This window comes from Streptomyces sp. NPDC107575, assembly GCF_055657265.1.
In genome coordinates this window covers 1,038,286-1,059,361 of the sequence record NZ_JBVKBG010000001.1, presented here as the reverse complement: position 1 = coordinate 1,059,361, position 21,076 = coordinate 1,038,286, and the positions used below count along the sequence as shown (strand labels likewise).

The window sequence follows — 21,076 nt, the reverse complement described above, 5'->3', positions numbered from 1 at the left end:
TCACGCTCCCTTCGTGGTGGGCACCGGCGCCGGTGCGCCCGTGACGGCACGGCCTGCCGCGCGGTCGGAAGGGACGGCCAGGGCGACCGCGACGGCCACGAGCGCGACCGTACCCGCCATGGCGAACGCCAGCTGATAGCCGGGCAGGGACGGTACGTGGGCGCCTTCGACCCGGGTCGTGTGGTGGACGAGCACGGCGGCGACGGCGGCGCTGGAGACGGCCTGGCCGATGGTGCGCATGAGGACGTTGACGCCGTTCGCGGAGGCCGTGGCACCGGCCGGGACGGCGCGCAGGATCAGGGTGGGCAGCGCGGAGTAGGCGAGGGTGGTGCCGGTCGAGACGACGGCGGCGCCGACGAGGATCACCCACAGGTCGGTGCTGTCGACGATGCGGACCGCGTAGCCGAGGGCGAGGACCACGCCGCCGATCGCGAGCGTGATCCGGGGGCCGCGCGCCGCGGAGATGCGGGCCGAGACCGGCGAGAACAGCAGCATGATGACGCCGCTGGGCAGCATGCACAGGCCGGTGGCGACGATGGACAGGCCGAGCCCGTAGCCGGTGGCGACGGGGGCCTGCACGAGTTGTGCGGTGACGAGCGAGTTGGCGTAGAAGGCGAAGCCTGTGAGCAGCGCCGCGAGGTGCGGGAGGCCGACTCGGCGGCCGACGGCGAGGCGCAGGTCGACCAGGGGCCGCTCGGTGCGCAGTTGCTGCCAGGCCCACAGGCCGAGGACGACGACGGCGCCCGCGAACAGGCCGAGCACCACGGGGCTCCCCCAGCCCCACTGGCCGCCCTGCGAGACGCCGAGCAGCAGGCAGACGAGGCCTGCGGCGAGCCCCAGTGTGCCGAGCGCGTCGAAGCGGCCCGGGGAGCGGACCGGTGACTCGCGCACGGCCCACCAGGCGAGACCGAGGCCGAGCGCGCCGAGGGCGCTGGTCGCCCAGAACATGACGTGCCAGTTGGCGTACTGGACGATGAGCGCGGCCAGCGGCAGGCCGAGACCCGCGCCGATGCCGACCGTCGAGCTCATCAGGGCGACGGCGGATCCGGTGCGGTGCGGCGGGAGTTCGTCGCGCAGGATGCTGATGGACAGCGGCACGACGGCGGCCGCGGCGCCCTGCAGCGCGCGGGCGGCGATCAGGAGACGGATGTCGGACGTCAGCGCGCACAGCACCGATCCGGCCGTCATCAGGGCGAGCGCCCCGAGCAGGACGCGCCGCTTACCGTACATGTCGCCCGCCCGGCCGAGGACCGGGGTGAGGACGGCGCCCGCGAGCAGGGTCGCGGTGACCATCCAGGACACGGCGGCGGGCGAGGCGCCGGTCAGCCGCGGCAGATCGGGCAGGAGCGGGACGACGACGGTCTGCATGACCGCCATGAGGATGCCGCCGAAGGCGAGCACGGGCACGGCGAGCCGCTCGCGCGGGCGCGTCGCCGATATCGGGGCAGGTTTCATGGGTCTCCGGTCGCGACGGGACAGTGGCATCCCCGAGGAGGGGGATCGGGGTGAACAGGGGTTCACCAGTTCGGTGAATCAGTATTCACCGAACCGCACGTCCTGTCTGCACCGCTCGGCCGGGCCCCCTGTGCATGAGGCGCCCGACCGACAGATACTGCCGCTCATGACCTCTTCCACCCCGCCCACCGCCTCCGGCCCCGCCCGCTTCGGTCTCGTCGGGACCGGCTCCTGGGCCCAGCGGACGTACGCCCCCACCCTCGAGGCCCACAAGGCCGTCGACCTCGTCGGGGTCTGGGGGCGCAGGCCACAGGCGGCGGCCGAGCTCGCCGGTGCGCACGGCACGACGGCGTACGACGATGTGGACGCCCTGTTCGCGGCGAGCGACGTCGTGGCGTTCGCGGTGCCGCCGGACGTCCAGGCGCCGCTCGCCGCGCGGGCCGCTGCGGCGGGCTGTCATCTGCTCCTCGACAAGCCGCTGGCGACCCGCCCCGAGGCCGCCCGCGCCGTCGTCGGGGCGGTCGACGCGGCGGGCGTAGCGTCGATCGTCTTCTGCACGCTGCGGCACGCGCCGCTCACCGCTGCCTGGATCGCCGAACAGGCCGGGACGGACGGCTGGTTCACGGGCCGCGGAGACTGGTACGGCGCGCTCTACACCCCCGGCGACGACGCGCGGGTGCGGGCCACGACGCCCTGGCGGGCCGAGAAGGGCGCGCTGTGGGACGTGGGCCCGCACGCCCTGTCCGTGCTGCTGCCGATCCTGGGGGACGTACGGACGGTGGCCGCGCACGGCGGCCCCGGCGACACGGTGCATCTCGTGCTCCGGCACGCGGGCGGGACCTCCAGCACGGCGACGCTCAGCCTGACCACGCCCCAGGCGGCGGGCGGCGTCGCGGTCGAACTGCGGGGCACAGAAGGCGTGTCGGCGATGCCGACGGTGCCCGGTGCGGCCCCGGAGGCGCTCGCCGCCGCCGTCGACTCACTGTTGGAGGCGGCGCACGGCGGTACGGCCCACCCGTGCGACGCCCGCTTCGGCCTGCGGCTCACGGAGACCCTCGCGGCGGCCGAACGCTCCCTGACCTCGGGCCGCGCCGAACTGGTCCCCGAACACTAGGCCGAGGCGGCGTCGGGCCCCCTTTACCCTGGTCGTCATGCCGCTCGAGATCAGCGCAACCAACCCCGAGCACCCGGTGCTCCTGCTCGCCCTGCCCTGGCACATCCCGCTGGAGGAGTGGCCCGAGGAGTACCTGGTGCCGCTTCCGCGCGGCATCTCGCGGCACGTGGTGCGCTACGCACGCGCCGGCGACGAGGTCGTCGCCGTGAAGGAGCTGGCCGAGCGCCCCGCGCTGCGCGAGTACGAACTGCTGCGCACGCTCGACCGGTTGGGGATCCCGGCGGTGGACCCGCTCGCGGTCGTCACGGGGCGCGAGGACCCCGCGGGGAACCCGCTCGAACCGGTCCTGATCACCCGGCACCTGGGCGGTTCGCAGCCGTACCGCTCGATGTTCGAGACGACGCTGCGGCCGACGACCGTGCACCGGCTGATGGACGCGCTCGCCGTGCTGCTCGTACGCCTGCATCTCTCCGGATTCGCCTGGGGCGACTGCTCGCTGTCCAACACCCTCTTCCGCCGGGACGCGGGCGCGTACGCCGCGTACCTGGTGGACGCCGAGACCGGCGAGCTGCACCCGCGGTTGAGCGACGGGCAGCGGGAGTACGACATCGATCTGGCGCGGGTGAACATCGCGGGCGAGATGCTCGACCTGGAGGCGTCGGGCGCGCTGCACCCCTCGATCGACCCGATCGGGTTCGGCACGGAGATCGTGCAGCGGTACACGAACCTGTGGACCGAGCTGACCCGTACGTCGGTGTATCCGGCCGGCAAGCACCACTACATGGACCGCCGCATCCGCCGGCTCAACGATCTGGGCTTCGACGTGGCCGAGATGCAGATCTCGCGCTCGCCGCAGGGCGACACCGTCACGTTCGTGCCGAAGGTCGTCGACGCGGGCCACCATCAGCGCCAACTGCTGCGCCTGACCGGCATGGACGCCGAGGAGAACCAGGCGCGGCGGCTCCTTGCCGACCTGGAGAGCTGGATGGCGACGCAGGAGGACGCGGCCGACGCGCGGCCCGAGGTCCTCGCGCACCGCTGGGTCCGTGACGTGTTCCGCCCCACGGTGCGCGCCGTGCGTGACCGGGTCTCGACGCCGATGGACCCGGCGGAGCTGTATCACCAGCTCCTGGAGCATCGCTGGTACTTGTCGGAGCGCGCCCAGCACGACATCGGCCTCGACGCGGCGGCCGACGACTACGTGCGGAGTGTGCACAAGACCGGACGGTGACACGGTCGGGGACCGGGCGCGGCCGGTGCCGTGGCCGCTACGTGATGGCGAGTGACGGCACCGACCGCAGCCAGTGACCTCCACCGGCCGCCCGGACGAGCGTGGGCGTTTGCGTCTCACAACGCATTTTCCGGCCACATCGAACGCAATTGGTGGCCCGGCCCCACTCGCACCTGCGTGAACGGCCGCAGAGGCTTGTGGGTTACCCGCAGCGGGAAATTTCAGCCATTTTCGAGTGGCCCGGCACAGGTGCCGCAACGCCGCGCCCACATGCGCACGAACGAGGAAACCAGCAGGTGGGCAACCCAACTCCACCCATCATGACGCACCGTCTGATCGTTTTCTTCGGGCAATGTTTATTACCAAAGACCTTGGGACTATTTAGACTGCTCACGCTCAACTCGGCGTGAACAACGAGGGATTACCCACCATGAACAAGACGGCGCTTCGCGCCCTGCTCCGTGAACGGCGCGCCCTCATAGCCCCCGAATCCCACGGCTTCAGCAGACCGACGGGACAAGGGCGCCGCGCCCCCGGCCTCTCCCAGCACCAGGTCGACCAACTCCTGCACCGCACCCTCGGCACGTACCACCGCCTGGAGTCGGGCACGTACCCGAACGCCCCGGCGGAACTGCTGCGCGATGTGGCGCGGCTGTTCGGGCTGAACGAGCAGGAGTGGGTGCTGCTGTGCCGCTATGCGCTGCTGCAGGACCCGCCGGGACCGCTGTACCCGACGTCGGGCAAGGAGATCCCCGGCGTGTGGCAGGAGGCGGTCGACGGCATCGACCACATCGCGTACGTCTCCGACTCGTCCTGGGACCTGCTGGCGTGCAACCGGGCGTTCACGGAGCTGTTTCCCGACCACCGGCCCCCGGCGAACACCATGCGCTGGATGCTGCTCGACCCGCACGCCCGCCACATGCTGGTGGACTGGCAGAGCGCGTGGGCGCCGCTGCTGCTCCCCCAGCTGCGCGCCGCCCTCGCCGCGCGCCCCGAGGACGACACGCTCGCCCAGATCGAGAAGGAGGTACTGGCCGATCCCGAGGCCGCCCCGATCTACCGCTCGGGCGGTTCGGCCATGCACCCCGACGGCGACGAACGGCCGCTGCTGCACGCGCGCCTGGGCCCCGGCTGGGCGACGATGTGCGCGGCGCAGCCGCTCACCACGCCGGGCGCGCGCCTGATGATCCTGGTGTTCCACCCGGGCGTGCACCGCGCGCACCCCAGGAAGCCCGCTCTGCGCGCAGGCTGAATTCCGCCCCTTCCGTCACACAGCCCGTGGCAGAAGTGTCGTGGCGACGTAGGTTGAGCGGGCCCCCCACAGCCACTTCAGCCCCGTGGGAGACACCCATGCCCGCCTACGTCTCGATGCCGCACACCGTCCTCGGCGCCCACAAGGTGACCACCGACGAGATCGCGGACGACATACGCGCACGCCACCCGGGCCACCCCCGGATCGCCGCCGCGGTACGCGCCGTTCAGGGGTGCGGCGTGCGCACCCGCTACTTCGCCCGGCCCCTCGACTCCCCGACCGTCGCGGGTACGGCGGGCATCGCGGAGCGGGCCCGTACCGCGTTCGCGGACGCGGCCGAACTCGCCGAGCGGGCGGCCGCCTCGGCCCTCGCGGCGGCCGGCCTGAGAGCGACGGACCTGGACGGCATCGTCACCACGCACTCCACCGGCTGGGCCGCGCCCAACCTGGACGTGCACCTCATGACGCGGCTCGGCCTGCGCCCGACCGCCCGCTCCCTGGCCCACACGACGCTGGCCTGCACGGGCGGCACCAAGTCACTGATCCGGGCGGCGGACATGGTGGCGGCCCGCCCGGGCAGCAAGGTGCTCGTGGTCGCCGCCGAGGTGATCTCCGCCGTCTACCACCACAGCGACACCGGCATCGACGCGATGATCTACAAGGCGCTGTTCGGCGACTCGGCCGGAGCGGCCGTGGTGAGCGACGAGCCGCTCGGCCCCGGCTTCGCGTGCGAGGACGACTACGAGCACGTGCTGCCGGGCACCGCGGGACAGCTGGGCGGCCGGATCACCGCGGACGGACTGCACTTCGACGCCACGAAGCAGGGCCGCGCGGCCTTCACCGAGACCCTGCCGGGCGTCACCGGCTGGCTCGGCGCACGCCCCACCGACTTCACCGTGATCCACCCGGGCAGCCCGCGGATCATCGCGGACACGGCCGCGGCCCTGGGTCTGAGCGCGCACGATGCCCGCCACGCCACGGCCACGCTCACCGACGAGGGCAACCTGGGCGGCGTCAGCGTCCTCCGTGTCCTCGAACGCACGCACCAGGACCCGCCCTCCGCAGGTGCCCGCGGAACGATGGTCGCGTACGGCCCCGGCTTCACGACCGCCGCGCTGCACGGGCACTGGCACGCCTGACGGCCCGGCCCGCAACCACTCGCGAAAATGTCTCACCGGGACACGTGTCCCATTGGGACATTCGGGTGTACCGTCGAAGACATGAAGGCGAACGAGGCCACCGGCACCCGACCCGCCGGCGACCGCCGGCAGGCCAAGGCCCTCCGCACCCGCGAGGCGCTCACGGAGGCCGCCGTCGAGCTGGTGCTCGAGCGCGGGCTCGGTGACGTGACCGTGGAGGCCATCGCCGAGCGCGCGGACGTCACCCGCCGCACCTTCAGCCGGCACTTCGCCGGCAAGGAGGACGCGGCCCTGGACTTCACGCGGGCCGACGGCGCGGGGATCAACACGGCGCTGCGCGCCCGCCCCGCCGCCGAGCCCCCGCTGCTCGCCTACCGGCGCGCGGTCGCGGACTACCTCGCCGACCGGGAGACCCCGGGCTGGCACCACCGTCCGCGGCTGCGCGAGCTGTACGCGGTCGTGGACGCGGAGCCCGCCCTGTTCGCCGCGTACGAACGGATCCGGGTGGACGCCCAGGACGAGTCCGTACGCATCATCGCCGACCGGCTCGGCACCGACCCGGCCCGGGACCCGCGTCCCGAGGTCGTCGTCGGGGCCGCCGCCGGAGTGCTGACCGCCGCGCTGCGCACCTGGGCGCGCGGCGCGGGCACGGACGCCGAAGACCTCGCCGAACTGGTGGCGCGGGCCTACGACGCCCTCATCGAGGAGGCCGCCGCCGCGGCGGTCCCCGACGTCGCTACCAGAAAGTGAATCGCACCATGAGCACCACTCCCACCACCGGCAACGTGACCGACTACGCCGCCGAGTTCGCCGGGAAGACCGCGCTCGTCACCGGCTCCGCCTCCGGCATCGGCCTGGCCACCGCCCGCCGCCTGGGCCGCGGCGGCGCCAACGTCGTCATCGCGGACTACAACGAGAAGGGCGCCCAGGAGGCCGCCGAGACGCTGAAGGCGGAGGGCCTGAAGGCCGCCGCGGTCGCCGTCGACGTGACCGACCCGGCCTCCGTCGAGGCGTCCGTCCGGTTCGCCGTCGACACCTTCGGCGGGCTCGACCTGGCCGTGAACAACGCGGGCATCGGCGGCGCGAGCGCCCCCACGGGCGAGTACGACATCGACGTGTACAACCGCGTGGTGCGCACGAACCTCGACGGCGTCTTCTACTCCATGCGCTACGAGATCCCCGCCATCCAGGCCGCGGGCAACGGCGGCGCCATCGTGAACGTCGCCTCGATCCTCGGTTCGGTCGGCTTCGCCGGCTCCCCCGCGTACGTCGCCGCCAAGCACGGCGTGGTCGGCCTGACGAAGACGGCCGCCGCCGAGTACGCCGCGCAGGGCATCCGCGTCAACGCGGTCGGCCCGGGCTTCATCGAGACCCCGCTCCTCAAGGAGATGGACAAGGCCGCCCACGACGGGCTCGTCTCGCTGCACCCGGCGGGCCGCCTGGGCACCTCCGAGGAGGTCGCCGAGCTGATCGTCTTCCTGCTCTCGGACCGCGCCTCGTTCATCGCGGGCAGCTACCACCTCGTGGACGGCGCATACACGGCGGTCTGATCCGCCACGCCGCATACGCCACTTGTGTCACACCTCCACTCGTGGAACGGTCTGCGAGGGGTACCGGGCAGGGGACCCCGACCGTTCCGAGGTGGAGGGCGCGGCGAACACGATGGCACCGCAGGCACGCGAGTCGTACTTCGACAACGTCAAGTTCCTGACGATCGTCCTCGTGGCCTGCGGGCACGCGTGGGAGCCGCTGACCTACGGCTCCCGCGCGGTGACGGCGGTGTATCTCACCGTCTACGCCTTCCACATGCCGGCGTTCGCCCTGGTGTCGGGGTACTTCTCCCGCAGCTTCGACATGGCGCCGCACCGCCTGCGGCGCCTGGTGACCGGCGTCGTCGTGCCCTACCTCGTCTTCGAGGTGGCGTACACGCTGTTCTACCGGTGGGCGCAGGACGATCCGGGGTATCCGATCAGCCTGCTGGACCCCTGGTATCTGATGTGGTTCCTGGTGGCCCTGTTCGTCTGGCGGCTCTCGACGCCGCTGTGGCTGCAACTCCGCCATCCCGTGCTCGTGTCGCTGGCCGTGGGCACGGCCGTGTCGATGTGGCCCGGCGCGGGCGGCGACCTGGCGCTCCAACGGGTCCTGCAGTTCCTGCCGTTCTTCGTGGTGGGCCTGGTGCTGCGGCCCGAGCACTTCGCGCGCGTGCGGACGTGGCGCGTGCGCTGGGCGGCTCTGGGCGTCACGGGCGCGGCCCTGCTCGCCGCGTATTGGGTGGCCCCCTGGTTCGACGCGGGCTGGTTTTATCACCGGGGCAGCGTGCAGGGACGGGGTGTGCCCGGGTGGGCGGGCCTGGTCGCGACGCCCGCCCTGTTCGTCCTCGCGCTCGCGCTGACGACGTGTTTCCTGGCCTGGGTGCCGGGCCGCAAATTGTGGTTCACGGCGCTGGGCACGGGGACGATCTACGCGTATCTGCTGCACGGTTTCGTCATCAAGTTCTCCCGGTTCTGGGACTGGTACGCCCACCCGTGGCTGCACAGCCCGCTCGGCGAGCTGGCCGTGACGGCGGCCGCGGTCGGGCTCGTCACCGCACTGTGCACGGAACCGGTGCGGCGGGTGTTCCGCTACGTCGTCGAGCCCCGCATGGACTGGGCGTTCCGGCCGCCGACAGGCCGACGGTCCCTGCCCGAACAGGCGACCGCCCGGGAGAAGGTCACCTCCGGCGGCGGCTGACCGTCTGCGCCGAGGCGAGCAGGTGCTGCATGCGCTCGGTGAGCGAGCCCAGGTCGTCGGCGGGCCGGTGGAAGGCGAGCCGCACATCGGCCTGGCCGCGCATCCGCTCCAGACGCAGCGTCAGCCCGTGCCGGTCCACGGCGAGCGGCTGGACGCGGACGACGCCGTGCAGGCTGTCGGGGGCGATGAGCCGGGTGAGCTGCTCGACGGCCTCGGGGTGGGCGTCGGCGAGATGGGTGAGCAGACGGGGCTCGGCGAGCGCGAGCGGATCGGGCGCGGCGGCGGCGAGTTCGTCGAGCTCGATGCCGGTGCGCCCCGCCCGGGTCTGCAGGACCGCCCGTTCGGGCCGCAGCACCAGCTCCTCGCCGTCCGGGACCAGCTCGCCCGACAGCCACACGCGAGCGCGCACCCGGTCGCGTACGGGGACGGGCGCCGCGTCGGCGAACTCCAGGAGCGTGGTGGGCCGTCCGTGCGGTGAGCAGAGCACGGCGGCGGCCAGCACGCTGTCGGGCGGCGGCGCGATGCGGACCGTGCCGTCGTCGGCGACGCGATGCGCCCCGACGAGGTCGTCCTGCCCCACATCGGTGGTGACGCCGCAGGTCCATGCGGCGGCGAGCACGGAGCGTGCGTGGGCCGCCGTGCTGGGCACGGCGGCAGCGATCTGTCGGACACCCATCCCGAACCTCCATTAGGTAAGCCTTGCCTAACTTATCGGAGGTGATCGCCGACGGTCCACCCCACCCTCGCTCCGTGTTGCTGTGTCGTCCGATGACGCGAGCCGCCCGGTGCGATTGACTCGACGGGTGCGCAGATTCGTCGTGTTCTTCGTCGCCGTCGCCGGAGCGGCCACCGCCCTGGCCCTGTCCCTGCTGCTCTCCGCGTGGTGGTGGTTCGCCGCGGCCCCGCTCCTGGCCCTCGCGGCGCTCGGCGTGTGGGACCTGACCCAGTCGCGCCACTCCGTGCTGCGCAACTATCCGGTCCTCGGGCATCTGCGCTTCCTGATGGAGTCCCTGCGCCCCGAGATGCAGCAGTACTTCGTCGAGCGCAACTACGACGGCCGGCCCTACGACAGGGACGTGCGCAGCATCGTGTACGAGCGGGCGAAGGCGGTGGAGGCCGAGGAGCCGTTCGGCACCGAGCGCGACGTGTACGCCTCCGGTCATGAATTCCTGGTGCCGTCACTGCGCCCCGTCGACCCGCCCGAGCGGCCGACCACCGTCCGCATCGGCGGCCCCGGCTGCACCCGGCCCTACGACATGGCGCTGCTCAACGTATCGGCGATGAGCTTCGGCGCCCTGTCGAGCCACGCGATCCGCGCGCTCAACAAGGGCGCGGCCCTGGGCGGCTTCGCCCACGACACGGGCGAGGGCGGCCTGTCCGACCACCACCTGGCGCACGACGGCGACCTGGTGTGGGAGATCGGCACCGGCTACTTCGGCTGCCGCACGAGCGAGGGCCGCTTCGACCGCGACGAATTCGCCGACAAGGCGGCGCACGAGCACGTCAAGTGCGTCTCCCTGAAGCTGTCGCAGGGCGCGAAGCCGGGCATCGGCGGCGTGCTGCCGGGCGGCAAGGTCAACGCGGAGATCGCCCGCGTACGGGACGTGCCGGAGGGGCAGACGGTGGTGTCGCCGCCGTACCACCGGGAGTTCGAGACACCGCGCCAAATGGTGCTGTTCCTGGCCGAGTTGCGGCAGCTCGCGGGCGGCAAGCCGGTCGGGTTCAAGCTGTGCGTGGGCTCGCGCTCGCAGTTCCTCGCCGTGTGCAAGGCGATGGTCGCGGAGGGCGTGACGCCCGACTTCGTGATCGTGGACGGTTCGGAGGGCGGCACGGGCGCGGCGCCCCTGGAGTTCGCCGACCATCTCGGCACCCCGCTCACCGAGGGGCTGATCACGGTCCACAACGCGCTCGTCGGCACGGGGCTGCGCGAGCACGTCCGCGTCGGGGCCAGCGGCAAGGTCGCCACCGGCGCCGACATCGTCAAACGCCTCGTCCAGGGCGCCGACTTCACGAACGCGGCGCGCGCCATGATGTTCGCGGTCGGCTGCATCCAGGCCCAGCGCTGCCACACCAACACCTGCCCGGTGGGTGTCACGACGCAGGATCCGCGGCGCGTGCGCGCCCTGGACGTCGCCGACAAGGCCGAACGCGTACGCCATTACCAGCAGTCGACCGTGCGCAGCGCGGCGCAGATCATGGCGGCGATGGGCGTGCGCGATCCGCGCGAGCTGCGCCCCGACCAGCTCATGCGGCGCACCACGGCGGACATGCCGGTCTCCTACGCGCACCTCCACGACTGGCTGGAGCCGGGCCAGTTGACGAAGCAGCCGCCCGCGACGTGGGCCGCGGACTGGGCGGCCGCGGACGCCGACCACTTCTGAGTGCGCTCCACCCCCGCGGGCGCCATCGAACAACGCCAACTCCACGCGAACGGGGGGTGAATATGCCAACCGCCCGCGCGGCGCGACGCAGGGCGGCATCATGCCGACATGGACGGTAGTACTGCGCTCCTACGGGAGCTGTTCACGCCGGATGAGTACGCCGCGGTACGCAGTCATGCGGACCATCTGGGCGTGACCCTGGTCGAGTACGTACGCTCCTCAGCCGCCGAACGGGCCCTGGAGCGGCTCCATTTGATGCGGGCCCTGGAAGCCCGCGCCCCACATCTGGGCAAATTGCCGATACCACAGGTGGAGCGCTCCCACTGCGCCGACGGGACGGCCTCCCCCTCCTCCCCCGCCATCGACCGGTTCCTCGACACTCTGGCGCACCCGCACCCCACCGAAAGCGGCTGACACGGCGTGAACCGGCCGGTGCGGGGCACCCGATGCCAAGGGGCAGGCGTGACGCCGCGGCGCCGCGGGAAGGGGGACCGTCACCGAGGAACGACCCCCGCACGATCCATCACGAGAGGAAGTGATTGTCATGCGTGCGTCGAGGGACGCCGACCGGCGTGCCGCGCGCGTGGAGTTCCTGATGCCGCAGGGTTCGGGCGCCGCCCGCTGGGCCCGGCGGCTGACCCGAAGGTTTCTCGCCGGACGTACGGGCGAGGGGGCGACGGACGCCGAGCTGGTGGTGTCGGAGCTGGTCGCCAACGCGACCGAGGCGCAGAGCCACAGCTGCCGGATGAGCCTGTGCCTGCAGTCGGGTGAGCTGACCGTGGCCGTGCACGACGACGCGCCCGGGCTCCCCCGTCTCGTGCCGGAGTCGTGGACGGCCGAGTCGGGGCGGGGCATCGCACTGGTCCAGGCGCTCGCCCGCCGCTGGAGCGTGCGGCCCGACCCGAGGGGCGGCAAGACGGTGCTCGCGGTACTGACGCCCTGCTGAACCACGCCCCGGCCGGGACGACGGCGCGTCGCCGCCCCGGCCGGGACCGGTGATCAGTGCCCGCGGGCGATCCACTCGTCGAGGCTCGGCGCCTCCGCGCCGATCGTCGTGCTGTCACCGTGTCCGGTGCGCACCACGGTCTCGCCCGGCAGCGTGAGCAGCCGGTCCTTGATCGACTCCACGATGGTCGGGAAGTCGCTGAAGGTCCGCCCGGTCGCGCCGGGGCCGCCCTGGAAGAGGGTGTCCCCGGTGAACACCGTGCCGAGCGCGGGAGCGTACAGGCTGACCGCGCCGTGGCAGTGCCCCGGCGTGTGCAGCACCGTCAGCTCCACGCCGGCGACGCCGATCTTCTGCCCGTCTGCCAGCTCCCCGTCCGGCACCCGGTCCGGGTGCGTGCGCTTCCACAGCTCGGTGTCGGCCGGGTGCAGCAGGATCGGCGCCCCGGTGCGCGCGGCGAGCGCGGGCGCGGCGTCGATGTGGTCGTCGTGCGCGTGCGTGCACACGATCGCGACGAGCTTCCGCCCGCCGAGGGCCTCGGCGATGGCGTCCGCGTCGTGGGCGGCGTCGATGACGATCGCCTCGCGGTCGTCCCCGACGATCCACACGTTGTTGTCGACGTCCCACGTGCCCCCGTCGAGGGAGAACGTGCCGGAGGTGACGAGATGGTCCACGCGTGCCGTGTTGTCGCTCATCAGAACACCACCACCGAACGCAGCACGTCGCCGTGGTGCATCCGCTCGAACGCCTTCTCCACGTCGTCCAGGGCGATCGTCTCGGTCACGAACGCGTCCAGGTCGAGCCGCCCCTGCAGATACAGGTCGATCAGCATCGGGAAGTCCCGCGAGGGCAGACAGTCGCCGTACCAGGACGACTTGAGCGCGCCGCCGCGCCCGAACACGTCAAGCAGCGGCAGTTCGAGCTTCATCTCCGGGGTCGGCACGCCGACGAGAACGACCGTGCCCGCCAGATCGCGCGCGTAGAAGGCCTGCTCGTACGTCTCCGGGCGGCCGACCGCCTCGATGACGACGTCCGCGCCGAAGCCGCCGGTCAGCTGACGCACGGCCTCGATCGGGTCGGTGGAGCGGGAGTTGACGGTGTGGGTGGCGCCCAGCTCGCGCGCGGTGGCGAGCTTCTTGTCGTCGATGTCGACGGCGATGATCTTCGCGGCACCGGCAAGGCGGGCACCGACGACGGAGGCATTGCCCACGCCGCCGCAGCCGATGACGGCGACGGAGTCGCCGCGCCCCACGTTGCCCGTGTTGATCGCGGCACCGAGCCCGGCCATCACACCGCAGCCCAGCAGGCCCGCGGCGGCAGGGGATGCGGCCGGGTCCACCTTGGTGCACTGCCCGGCAGCCACCAGGGTCTTCTCGGCGAAGGCCCCGATGCCCAGCGCCGGCGACAGCTCCGTGCCGTCGGCCAGGGTCATCTTCTGCTTCGCATTGTGGGTGTTGAAGCAGTACTGGGCGCGCCCGCGCTGACAGGCACGGCACTGCCCGCACACCGCACGCCAGTTGAGAATCACGAAGTCACCGGGGGCCACCTCGCTCACCCCGTCACCCACCGATTCGACGACACCCGCCGCCTCGTGACCGAGCAGGAACGGGAACTCGTCGTTGATCCCGCCCTCCCGGTAGTGCAGATCGGTGTGGCAGACCCCGCACGCCTGGATCTTCACGACGGCCTCGCCCGGACCCGGGTCCGGCACCGTGATCGTCGCGATCTCCACGGGGGCACCCTTGGCCCGCGCGATCACGCCCTGCACCTGCTGTGCCATGACGGTCAGCCCTCTTTCTCAATCGCGGCAACTTCACGCCTTGTTACCCGCCCATCCTCGCTCACCAGTGGAGCGGAGAACAGCACCGGTGCCCAGGTCGGGGCGCTCTACTGTGTTCCCGTGCGCGTTCGAACCCTGGCGGCGGCCGGCCTCCTTCCCGTCAACGGAACTCTCGCGGCGGTGCTCGTCGTTCTCCTGGTGATCGCGGCAGCGATCACGGCGGTGTACCGCCTGTCCCCGGACGGGTCGCGCCGCCGGGCGCGCGACATCGCGGTCGCGGGGATCCGGGCGGCGGTGCAACTGGCGGTGGTGTCGCTCCTGATCGGCTGGGTGGTGCGGCATGGTGCGGCGCTGCTGGCCTTCCTGTTGCTCATGCTGGCGGTCGCGGCGCGCACGGCGGGCCGCCGCCTCACCCCGAACCGGACGTGGATCTGGGCCGCCCTGCCGATCGCGGCGCCGGTGGCCCCGCTCGTCGCGGCGCTGATCGCCTGCGGCCTGCTCCCGCTCCGCGGCATCGCCGTGATCCCGGTGTCCGGCATCCTCATCGGCGGCGCGCTCACGGGCACCGTGCTGGCGGGCCGCCGCGCCCTCGACGAGCTGACCGCGCGCAAGGGCGAGGTCGAGGCATGTCTGGCCCTCGGCCTGCTCCCCCACGAGGCCCGCCTGGAGATCGCCCGCCCGGCTGCCTCCGACGCCCTCCTGCCCGGGCTCGACCAGACGCGGACGGTGGGCCTGGTCACGCTCCCGGGCGCCTTCGTCGGCATGCTCCTGGGCGGCGCGTCACCGGTGACCGCCGGGGCGGTGCAACTCTTCGTTCTGGTGGCGCTGCTGGCCGTACAGGCGATCGCGGTGGCGACGACGGTGGAGCTGGTGGCGCGGGGACGGCTGCACCGGGCGGGGGCGGTTGATTGACCGGTGGTCGGGGGAGCGTCCTGCCCGGGGCGTGGGAGCGGTCAGTCGTCCATGACGGCCTAGTCGTCCATGACGGCCAGGAGGCTGGACAGGACGCGCAGGCAGGTGTCGATGTCGGCCTCGGTGAGATCGCCGTCGACCCCTCGCAGGGCTTCCCGTTCACGGTCGAGCACGGCGCCGATGACGGTGTCCCCCTCCTCGGTCAACCGGATCAGGGAGGACCTCTTGTGGGCGGGGTTAGGGACGGCCTCGACGAGCCCGCGCGCGGCGGCGTCGTTCACCATCCGCTGCACGAACTGCCGACTCAGCGCCTGGAACCGCCCCATCTGCGGAACCGTCATGGGGCCCCGCCCGTGCAGCATGCTGAGCACGGCGCGCACGCCCACCGACAGCCCTTCGGCGGCGACGTCCCGCTCGACCTTCACGTACGCGCGCCGGTACAGCGGCCCCACGAGGTCGAACACCTCGGAAAGCCGGTCCGCCACGTGCGCGGGCACCGGGCCACGGCCAGTCGTGTCACTCACCCGCCCATCATGACATGACACCTCAGTTGTCATTTCACTTGTGATGGGCACGGCCCACATGACACCCTGGTTGTCATGTCCGACCTCTTCTGGATCGACGAAGGCAAAGGCACCGGCCGCCCTCTGGTTCTGCTGCACGGCGGTTTCCTCGACAACCACATGTGGGACGACCAGATCCCGCACCTGGCATCGGATCACCGCGTCATCGCACCCGACGCCCGCGGCCACGGCCGGTCCCCCAACGCCACGGGCCCGTTCCGGCACACGGACGATCTCGCCGCGCTACTGCGCCACTTGGACACCGGCCCGGCGACCCTCGTGGGCGTCTCGATGGGCGCCGGCCTGGCGATCGACACCGCGCTGGAGCACCCGGAACTGGTCGGCGGCGTGGTCACCAGCGGCGCCGGCACCAGCGAGCCGTACTTCACGGACCCCTGGACGACCGGACTCTGGACCACCTGGCAGTCGGCGATGGCCGCGGGCGACGTGGCCGCCGCGGTCGAGGCGTTCACCACTTTCGCGTCGGGCCCGCACCGTACGCTCGACGACCTCGACCCCCAGGTCGTCGAGCGGCTGCGCGCCATGACGTGGAGCACGATGTCGAAGCACACCGCCGAGGAGCCCGACTGGAGCGTCCCGATCCAGGACACCTGGGCCCGCGCCGCCGAGCTCACGATCCCGGTCCGCGCCATCAACGGCGCCCTGGACTCCCCCGACCACATCGGCATGGCGGAACGCCTGACCGGCAGCGTCGCGGACGGCCGCGCGGTGTCGATCCCCGAGTCCGCGCACTACCCCAACATGGAACACCCGGACGCCTTCAACGAGGCGCTGGCAGAGGCCTTGCTCTCCATGTGACGCCGACGCACCGCCTCCCTCCGCCGCGCGCGCCGCACGGCGAGCCACCGCACACCCGCGGCGAGGCTCGCCACACTTCCCGAGATGGCCATTCCCAGCAGCGCACCGGTGAACGGCCCACCGGCGGCGACCCCACCGAGCACACCGACACCGGTCGAGTACGAGGCCCAGACGCCCTCGGCGACCCCCGAGGCAACAAGAAACCGGCTCAACCGGAAGCCGACAAGCCCGGCCGCGACAGCGCCCACGAATCTCCCGGTGGGCAGAAACCGGATCCCCACGACAAACGGAACCCCGTGCCGCCGCACCCGCACGGAAGCCCAGTCGAGCAGCGCGGCACGCCGCCGCTTGCGCCTCAGTATCGGTGCACCGAAACGCCGCGCGGCCCGGTACACCAGCAGATCACCGAGAACGGCGGCACCCGACACCACCAGCAGTACGACCACGATGTGGAGACGCCCGTCCGCCGCCATGGCCCCGGCACCGACGAGCAGCCACGTGTTCGGCACCAGCGGGGGCATGACGCACAGGACGAGCAGGCCGTACATCAGGTAGTCGGGCATACCTACAGATAACGGCAGAAAGGTAAACAAAACGAGAGGAGTTGGCGTATCTCGGGGAAACCTCTGGGAGCTCCCCCTAAGGGACTCACCGGCGCATCCTCGCAGCCCGAACCGCCGATGCATCGAGCCCACCACGATGCCACCGCAACACGCCCCGCACCCTGGGGCAGCCCACCGTATCCGGACTGGGGCTATCCCCCGCCACCCTCGTCCTCGCCCTCGTACTCATGCGCAGGCCCGCCACGCCACTGAATGATCGCCGCATCCCCGGCCACCAGTTGCTCGGCATCATCCAGCCCTGCGCGACGCAGGAACTCGACCAGATCGTGGTCGTCACGGGCGAGCCCGAAGTCCACGCCTCCGACAGTGACCCGCCGCCCTCCGCTCGACGCCGACGGCCGGTGCACGACTATCAGGCGCGGCGTCACGCCCGCCCCCGCGCCCGCCGGCGCAGCTCCGCCTTCTGCGCCGGGGTGAGCTTCTCCCCCGCCAGCACCCTGGACAGATACAGCAGACGCCGCCGCAGAGCGGTACGACCGGGCCGATCGGCAAGCTGCCGGTAGGTCGCGTCCCACTCCCGCTGTGTCTGCACCAGGTCCTCAGTGATCGTGTTCCGCATGAGACCGATTAGAGCGCGTGTTCGATTTCCCGCGCAAGCTGACACACGGGGTACGGGTGACGCGTGTCGCCCTGTGAGCCTCAAGGCATGCCGCTGAGCGGCCACGGGTTCGGTGCGTTGCGCCGGACCGCCGCGCGTATGTGGACCATGGCCAGGATCGCGCTCATGTGGGTCTTGCCCACGGTGTGCCGGACGTGGTCCTTGCAGAACCACAGGGCGTTCTCGGGGTGACCCTCATGTCCGAGAGGCGGCGCGATCGGACGGAAGTAGACGAGCGTGAAGGTGTCGTAGTCCTGGTCCCTGGGGGACGCGCGGCAGACCTCGCAGCGCGGGGGCATCACGGCCGGTCAACTCCACTCCGTCGGGCGGGTCCTGAACACGATCCTATGTCCGCACCGCACCCTCGTGGGCGTGCCGGGGACGGCATTTGACGTCCTCTCAGGCCGCTCCGGTCGGCGCGTGACCAATGCGTTCACCGGCCGTTGTCTCGATCATGAACCTTCGTCGCATCACCACCGCGCTCGGCACCACCGCGGCAGCTGCTCTCGTCGCCCTGTCCGTTCCCACCTCCACTTTCGCCGCCGAGGGCATGCTGGAGGTCAACGGCGTGGCGCACGAGAACCCGAGCGGCTGCTACCCCGTGGACCGGTTCCCGTCCTCGATCACCAACAACACCGACGCCATCGCGGAGGTGCACTCGGGCCCCTCCTGCACCGGCCAGGTCGAGTGGCTGGTCTACCCCGGCGAGACGTACCGCACCGAGACCGCGCAGAGCGTCTTCGTCCTCTGAGGCACCGTCACAGCTGGAGCCGGGGCGCGGTCACGTGGCTGTCAGAGCCGCGGCGTACGCTCCGCAGCATGACCATTTACGACGCAGTGCAGATCGACAACCTTCAGGGCGGCGCCGCCGACCTCGCGCAGTACCAGGGCAAGGCCGTCCTGATCGTCAACGTTGCCTCCAAGTGCGGGCTCACGCCGCAGTACACCGCCCTGGAGGAGCTCCAGAAGCAGTACGCGGCGCGCGGGTTCACCGTGCTCGGTGTGCCGTGCAACCAGTTCATGGGGCAGGAGCCCGGTACCGCCGACGAGATCTCCGAGTTCTGCTCGGCGACGTACGGTGTGACGTTCCCGATGACGGAGAAGGTCGACGTCAACGGCGAGGCGCGGCACGCGCTGTACACGAACCTCGTGGACACGGCGGACGCCGAGGGCCACACCGGCGACATCCGGTGGAACTTCGAGAAGTTCCTCGTCGGCCGCTCCGGTGACGTCGTCGCCCGCTTCTCGCCGCAGACGACGCCGGACGCGCCGGAGGTCGTGGCGGCCATCGAGCGGGAGCTGTCTACGGAGAGCTGAGGACTGAGAGCGGGCCGGGGCGCGCAGGCCCCCGGCCCGTGCCCGTCCCGCTGCGCCTCCACTCCCCCCGTAGCACCATGGCTACATGCTGTTCGCCCGGCTCGCTCAGGTGTCCCAGGATGTCGCCGCCGCCTCCGCGCGGTCGCGGAAGATCGCGCTGCTCGCCGAGCTGTTCCGGGACGCCGATCCGGACGACGTGCCGATCGTCATCCCGTATCTCGCGGGGCGGCTGCCCCAGGGGCGGCTCGGGGTCGGCTGGCGGGTGCTGAGCGAGCGGGTCGAGGCGGCGCCGGAGCCCCGGCTCACCGTGCAGGACGTCGACGCGCTGATGACCGAGCTCGGGGACGTCTCCGGCGCCGGGTCGCAGGCCGAGCGGAAACGGCTCGTCGGGGAGCTGATGGGGGCCGCCACCGAGAGCGAGCAGCGGTTTCTGTTCGGGCTCGTGACCGGTGAGGTGCGGCAGGGTGCCCTGGACGCCGTGGCGACCGAGGGGCTCGCGCAGGCGACCGGCGCCGCCCCCGCGGACGTACGGCGTGCCGTGATGCTGGCCGGTGGGCTGCAGGACGTCGCGCAGGCGCTCCTCGCCCGTGGGCCCGAGGCGCTCGACGACTTTCGGCTCACCGTCGGCCGGCCCGTGCTGCCGATGCTCGCGCACAGTGCCGCAGGCGTCGGCGAGGCGATCGACAAGTTGGGCACCTGCGCCGTGGAGGAGAAGCTCGACGGCATTCGCGTACAGGTGCACCGGGACGGCGATGTCGTCCGCGTGTACACCCGGACCCTTGATGACATCACCGACCGGCTGCCCGAAGTGACCGACGCCGTCCGGGAGTTCGACGGCGAGCGGTTCATCCTCGACGGGGAGGTCATCGCGATCGGCGAGGACGGGCGGCCGCGGGCGTTCCAGGATGTCGCGGGGCGGGTCGGGTCACGGGTGGATGTCGCACGGGCCGCGGAGGCGCTGCCGGTCTCCCCTGTGTTCTTCGATGTGCTGTACGCCGACGGGCGGGATCTGCTGGACCTGCCGTTCGCCCGGCGGCACGAGCAGCTGGCCAGGCTCGTGCCGGAGCCGATGCGGGTGCGGCGCCTGGTGGTCGAGGACGACGGCGCGGACGCCGCCGAGGCGTTCTTCGCCGACACCCTCGCCCGCGGCCACGAAGGCGTCGTGCTCAAGGGTCTCGAGGCTCCGTACAGCGCGGGCCGCCGGGGCGCATCCTGGCTGAAGGTCAAGCCCGTGCACACGCTGGACCTGGTCGTGCTCGCCGCCGAGTGGGGTCACGGGCGGCGCACCGGAAAGCTGTCCAATCTGCACCTGGGCGCGCGCGCCGCCGATGGTACGTACGCGATGCTCGGCAAGACGTTCAAGGGGCTCACCGACGCGCTGCTGACCTGGCAGACGGAGCGGCTGCTCGAACTCGCCGTCAGCGACGACGGCCATGTCGTCACCGTCCGGCCCGAGTTGGTCGTGGAGATCGCCTACGACGGGCTGCAGCGCTCGACGCGCTACCCGGCGGGCGTGACGCTCCGCTTCGCGCGCGTAGTGCGGTATCGGGAGGACAAAACGGTCGGGCAGGCGGACACGGTGGAGGCGCTGCTCGCCGCGCATCCGTCGCTCGACGTCTGACCGTTTCTTTGCCAAAGCTTGGCGCGTATAGGGTGACGGACATCCATCTAAAGTTGCATCTGCCACCTATTGGCCGCCGGGACAGCGGCCACGCACGGACAAGGGGAGAGACGTGCCCGCTTCACGCCTGAGCAGGACACCATTGCCGGGGATCGGCTACCGCTACGACCTCACGACCCGCGAGCAGCGCCAGCTGTCGGTCGTCGCCCATCGGGACGGGGGCCGCACCCTCAGCGCGTACCGGGCGGACGACCCTGACGCCTGCGACCTGTCGCTGAAGCTGACGTCGGGGGAAGCGGCGTATCTCATCGACGCGTTGACGCCCTCGCACCACAGCCCGAACCTGTTGCACACCACCGACCTGGGCCTGGTCGCCGAGCGCATCGAGGTGCCGGGGACCTCGATCTGGAACGGGCGGCTGCTCGGCGAGACGAAGATGCGGACCGATACCGGTGCGTCGATCGTGGCCGTGCTGCGCCGCGCCGACGCGATTCCGTCGCCGACGCCGGACTTCCGGCTCGCGGGCGGCGACACGGTCATCGTGATCGGTACGCGGGAGGGCGTCGACGCGGCGGCCACGATTCTGGGTCGGGAGTGA

The 21,076-nt window shown here is 71.8% G+C and carries 25 protein-coding genes; 16 read left to right on the top strand and 9 right to left on the bottom strand.

What is annotated here, in order from left to right; all coding sequences use genetic code 11:
* Positions 1–1,455 (bottom strand): MFS transporter, encoded by a 1,455-nt coding sequence (locus ACZ7L4_RS04930; protein ID WP_472099733.1) that lies wholly within the window; start codon positions 1,453–1,455, stop codon positions 1–3.
* A 166-nt stretch (positions 1,456–1,621) separates the two neighbouring features.
* Between ACZ7L4_RS04930 and ACZ7L4_RS04925 the strand changes: the two genes are divergently transcribed.
* The 7 genes from ACZ7L4_RS04925 to ACZ7L4_RS04895 all read left to right on the top strand — a co-directional run bounded on the left by ACZ7L4_RS04925 (position 1,622) and on the right by ACZ7L4_RS04895 (position 8,921).
* A complete protein-coding gene (locus ACZ7L4_RS04925) occupies positions 1,622–2,569 on the top strand; it encodes a Gfo/Idh/MocA family protein (RefSeq protein WP_472099731.1) in 948 nt (315 codons plus the stop codon).
* Between the two features lie 37 nt (positions 2,570–2,606).
* Positions 2,607–3,800 carry a DUF4032 domain-containing protein gene (locus ACZ7L4_RS04920; protein ID WP_472099729.1) on the top strand — a complete coding sequence of 398 codons (1,194 nt, stop codon included), beginning with the start codon at positions 2,607–2,609 and terminating at the stop codon, positions 3,798–3,800.
* Between the two features lie 430 nt (positions 3,801–4,230).
* Complete coding sequence (locus ACZ7L4_RS04915; RefSeq protein WP_450815801.1) at positions 4,231–5,052, top strand: helix-turn-helix transcriptional regulator; 822 nt, start codon at positions 4,231–4,233, stop codon at positions 5,050–5,052.
* Between the two features lie 98 nt (positions 5,053–5,150).
* Complete coding sequence (locus ACZ7L4_RS04910) at positions 5,151–6,191, top strand: beta-ketoacyl-[acyl-carrier-protein] synthase family protein (RefSeq protein WP_472099727.1); 1,041 nt, start codon at positions 5,151–5,153, stop codon at positions 6,189–6,191.
* Positions 6,192–6,272: 81 nt separating this feature from the next.
* Positions 6,273–6,941: a TetR/AcrR family transcriptional regulator gene (locus ACZ7L4_RS04905; protein ID WP_472099725.1), complete on the top strand. Its 669-nt coding sequence runs from the start codon at positions 6,273–6,275 to the stop codon at positions 6,939–6,941.
* Positions 6,942–6,949: 8 nt separating this feature from the next.
* Positions 6,950–7,741 (top strand): SDR family NAD(P)-dependent oxidoreductase, encoded by a 792-nt coding sequence (locus ACZ7L4_RS04900; RefSeq protein WP_472099723.1) that lies wholly within the window; start codon positions 6,950–6,952, stop codon positions 7,739–7,741.
* A gap of 112 nt (positions 7,742–7,853) precedes the next feature.
* Positions 7,854–8,921: an acyltransferase family protein gene (locus ACZ7L4_RS04895; RefSeq protein WP_472099721.1), complete on the top strand. Its 1,068-nt coding sequence runs from the start codon at positions 7,854–7,856 to the stop codon at positions 8,919–8,921.
* Here ACZ7L4_RS04895 and ACZ7L4_RS04890 read toward each other — a convergent pair.
* A complete protein-coding gene (locus ACZ7L4_RS04890; RefSeq protein WP_450815810.1) occupies positions 8,902–9,597 on the bottom strand; it encodes a DUF2470 domain-containing protein in 696 nt (231 codons plus the stop codon). The genes ACZ7L4_RS04895 and ACZ7L4_RS04890 overlap by 20 nt on opposite strands.
* Positions 9,598–9,724: 127 nt before the next feature.
* Between ACZ7L4_RS04890 and ACZ7L4_RS04885 the strand changes: the two genes are divergently transcribed.
* The 3 genes from ACZ7L4_RS04885 to ACZ7L4_RS04875 all read left to right on the top strand — a co-directional run bounded on the left by ACZ7L4_RS04885 (position 9,725) and on the right by ACZ7L4_RS04875 (position 12,248).
* Entirely contained in the window at positions 9,725–11,302 is a 1,578-nt protein-coding gene (locus ACZ7L4_RS04885; RefSeq protein ID WP_472099719.1) for an FMN-binding glutamate synthase family protein, read from the top strand.
* A 108-nt stretch (positions 11,303–11,410) separates the two neighbouring features.
* Complete coding sequence (locus tag ACZ7L4_RS04880) at positions 11,411–11,716, top strand: hypothetical protein (RefSeq protein ID WP_472099717.1); 306 nt, start codon at positions 11,411–11,413, stop codon at positions 11,714–11,716.
* Between the two features lie 130 nt (positions 11,717–11,846).
* Positions 11,847–12,248, top strand: coding sequence for an ATP-binding protein (locus ACZ7L4_RS04875; protein ID WP_472099715.1), 402 nt, complete (start codon positions 11,847–11,849; stop codon positions 12,246–12,248).
* A 53-nt stretch (positions 12,249–12,301) separates the two neighbouring features.
* Here the strand turns inward: ACZ7L4_RS04875 and ACZ7L4_RS04870 are convergent, their stop codons facing one another.
* Both ACZ7L4_RS04870 and ACZ7L4_RS04865 read right to left on the bottom strand, forming a co-directional pair.
* Positions 12,302–12,940: an MBL fold metallo-hydrolase gene (locus ACZ7L4_RS04870; protein ID WP_472099714.1), complete on the bottom strand. Its 639-nt coding sequence runs from the start codon at positions 12,938–12,940 to the stop codon at positions 12,302–12,304.
* Complete coding sequence (locus ACZ7L4_RS04865) at positions 12,940–14,025, bottom strand: S-(hydroxymethyl)mycothiol dehydrogenase (RefSeq protein WP_385769088.1); 1,086 nt, start codon at positions 14,023–14,025, stop codon at positions 12,940–12,942. The genes ACZ7L4_RS04870 and ACZ7L4_RS04865 overlap by 1 nt, the downstream gene beginning before the upstream one ends.
* 120 nt (positions 14,026–14,145) lie before the next feature.
* Here ACZ7L4_RS04865 and ACZ7L4_RS04860 point away from each other — a divergent pair, with 120 nt between their 5' ends.
* Positions 14,146–14,937, top strand: coding sequence for an ABC transporter permease (locus ACZ7L4_RS04860; protein WP_472099712.1), 792 nt, complete (start codon positions 14,146–14,148; stop codon positions 14,935–14,937).
* 59 nt (positions 14,938–14,996) lie between these two features.
* On the opposite strand, the gene ACZ7L4_RS04855 is transcribed toward ACZ7L4_RS04860, so the two are convergent.
* Complete coding sequence (locus ACZ7L4_RS04855) at positions 14,997–15,461, bottom strand: MarR family winged helix-turn-helix transcriptional regulator (protein ID WP_472099710.1); 465 nt, start codon at positions 15,459–15,461, stop codon at positions 14,997–14,999.
* A 75-nt stretch (positions 15,462–15,536) separates the two neighbouring features.
* Here ACZ7L4_RS04855 and ACZ7L4_RS04850 point away from each other — a divergent pair, with 75 nt between their 5' ends.
* Entirely contained in the window at positions 15,537–16,319 is a 783-nt protein-coding gene (locus ACZ7L4_RS04850) for an alpha/beta fold hydrolase (protein WP_472099708.1), read from the top strand.
* Here the strand turns inward: ACZ7L4_RS04850 and ACZ7L4_RS04845 are convergent.
* The 4 genes from ACZ7L4_RS04845 to ACZ7L4_RS04830 form a co-directional block, all read right to left on the bottom strand.
* The gene (locus ACZ7L4_RS04845; RefSeq protein ID WP_472099707.1) at positions 16,253–16,882 is read right to left on the bottom strand and encodes a DedA family protein; all 630 of its coding nucleotides are present in this window, start codon (positions 16,880–16,882) and stop codon (positions 16,253–16,255) included. The two genes, ACZ7L4_RS04850 and ACZ7L4_RS04845, sit on opposite strands and share 67 nt — an antisense overlap.
* A 191-nt stretch (positions 16,883–17,073) precedes the next feature.
* Positions 17,074–17,238, bottom strand: a complete 165-nt coding sequence (locus tag ACZ7L4_RS04840) for a hypothetical protein (RefSeq protein WP_472099705.1) — start codon at positions 17,236–17,238, stop codon at positions 17,074–17,076.
* A 68-nt stretch (positions 17,239–17,306) separates the two neighbouring features.
* Positions 17,307–17,501, bottom strand: coding sequence for a hypothetical protein (locus ACZ7L4_RS04835; protein ID WP_266718192.1), 195 nt, complete (start codon positions 17,499–17,501; stop codon positions 17,307–17,309).
* 80 nt (positions 17,502–17,581) lie between these two features.
* Complete coding sequence (locus tag ACZ7L4_RS04830) at positions 17,582–17,839, bottom strand: hypothetical protein (RefSeq protein WP_472099703.1); 258 nt, start codon at positions 17,837–17,839, stop codon at positions 17,582–17,584.
* A 155-nt stretch (positions 17,840–17,994) separates the two neighbouring features.
* Between ACZ7L4_RS04830 and ACZ7L4_RS04825 the strand changes: the two genes are divergently transcribed.
* The 4 genes from ACZ7L4_RS04825 to ACZ7L4_RS04810 all read left to right on the top strand — a co-directional run bounded on the left by ACZ7L4_RS04825 (position 17,995) and on the right by ACZ7L4_RS04810 (position 21,076).
* A complete protein-coding gene (locus ACZ7L4_RS04825; RefSeq protein WP_472099701.1) occupies positions 17,995–18,291 on the top strand; it encodes a hypothetical protein in 297 nt (98 codons plus the stop codon).
* Positions 18,292–18,359: 68 nt separating this feature from the next.
* Positions 18,360–18,857, top strand: a complete 498-nt coding sequence (locus ACZ7L4_RS04820) for a glutathione peroxidase (RefSeq protein ID WP_472099699.1) — start codon at positions 18,360–18,362, stop codon at positions 18,855–18,857.
* 85 nt (positions 18,858–18,942) lie between these two features.
* Positions 18,943–20,478, top strand: a complete 1,536-nt coding sequence (locus tag ACZ7L4_RS04815; protein WP_472099697.1) for an ATP-dependent DNA ligase — start codon at positions 18,943–18,945, stop codon at positions 20,476–20,478.
* Between the two features lie 112 nt (positions 20,479–20,590).
* Positions 20,591–21,076 (top strand): cation:proton antiporter regulatory subunit, encoded by a 486-nt coding sequence (locus ACZ7L4_RS04810; protein ID WP_326022440.1) that lies wholly within the window; start codon positions 20,591–20,593, stop codon positions 21,074–21,076.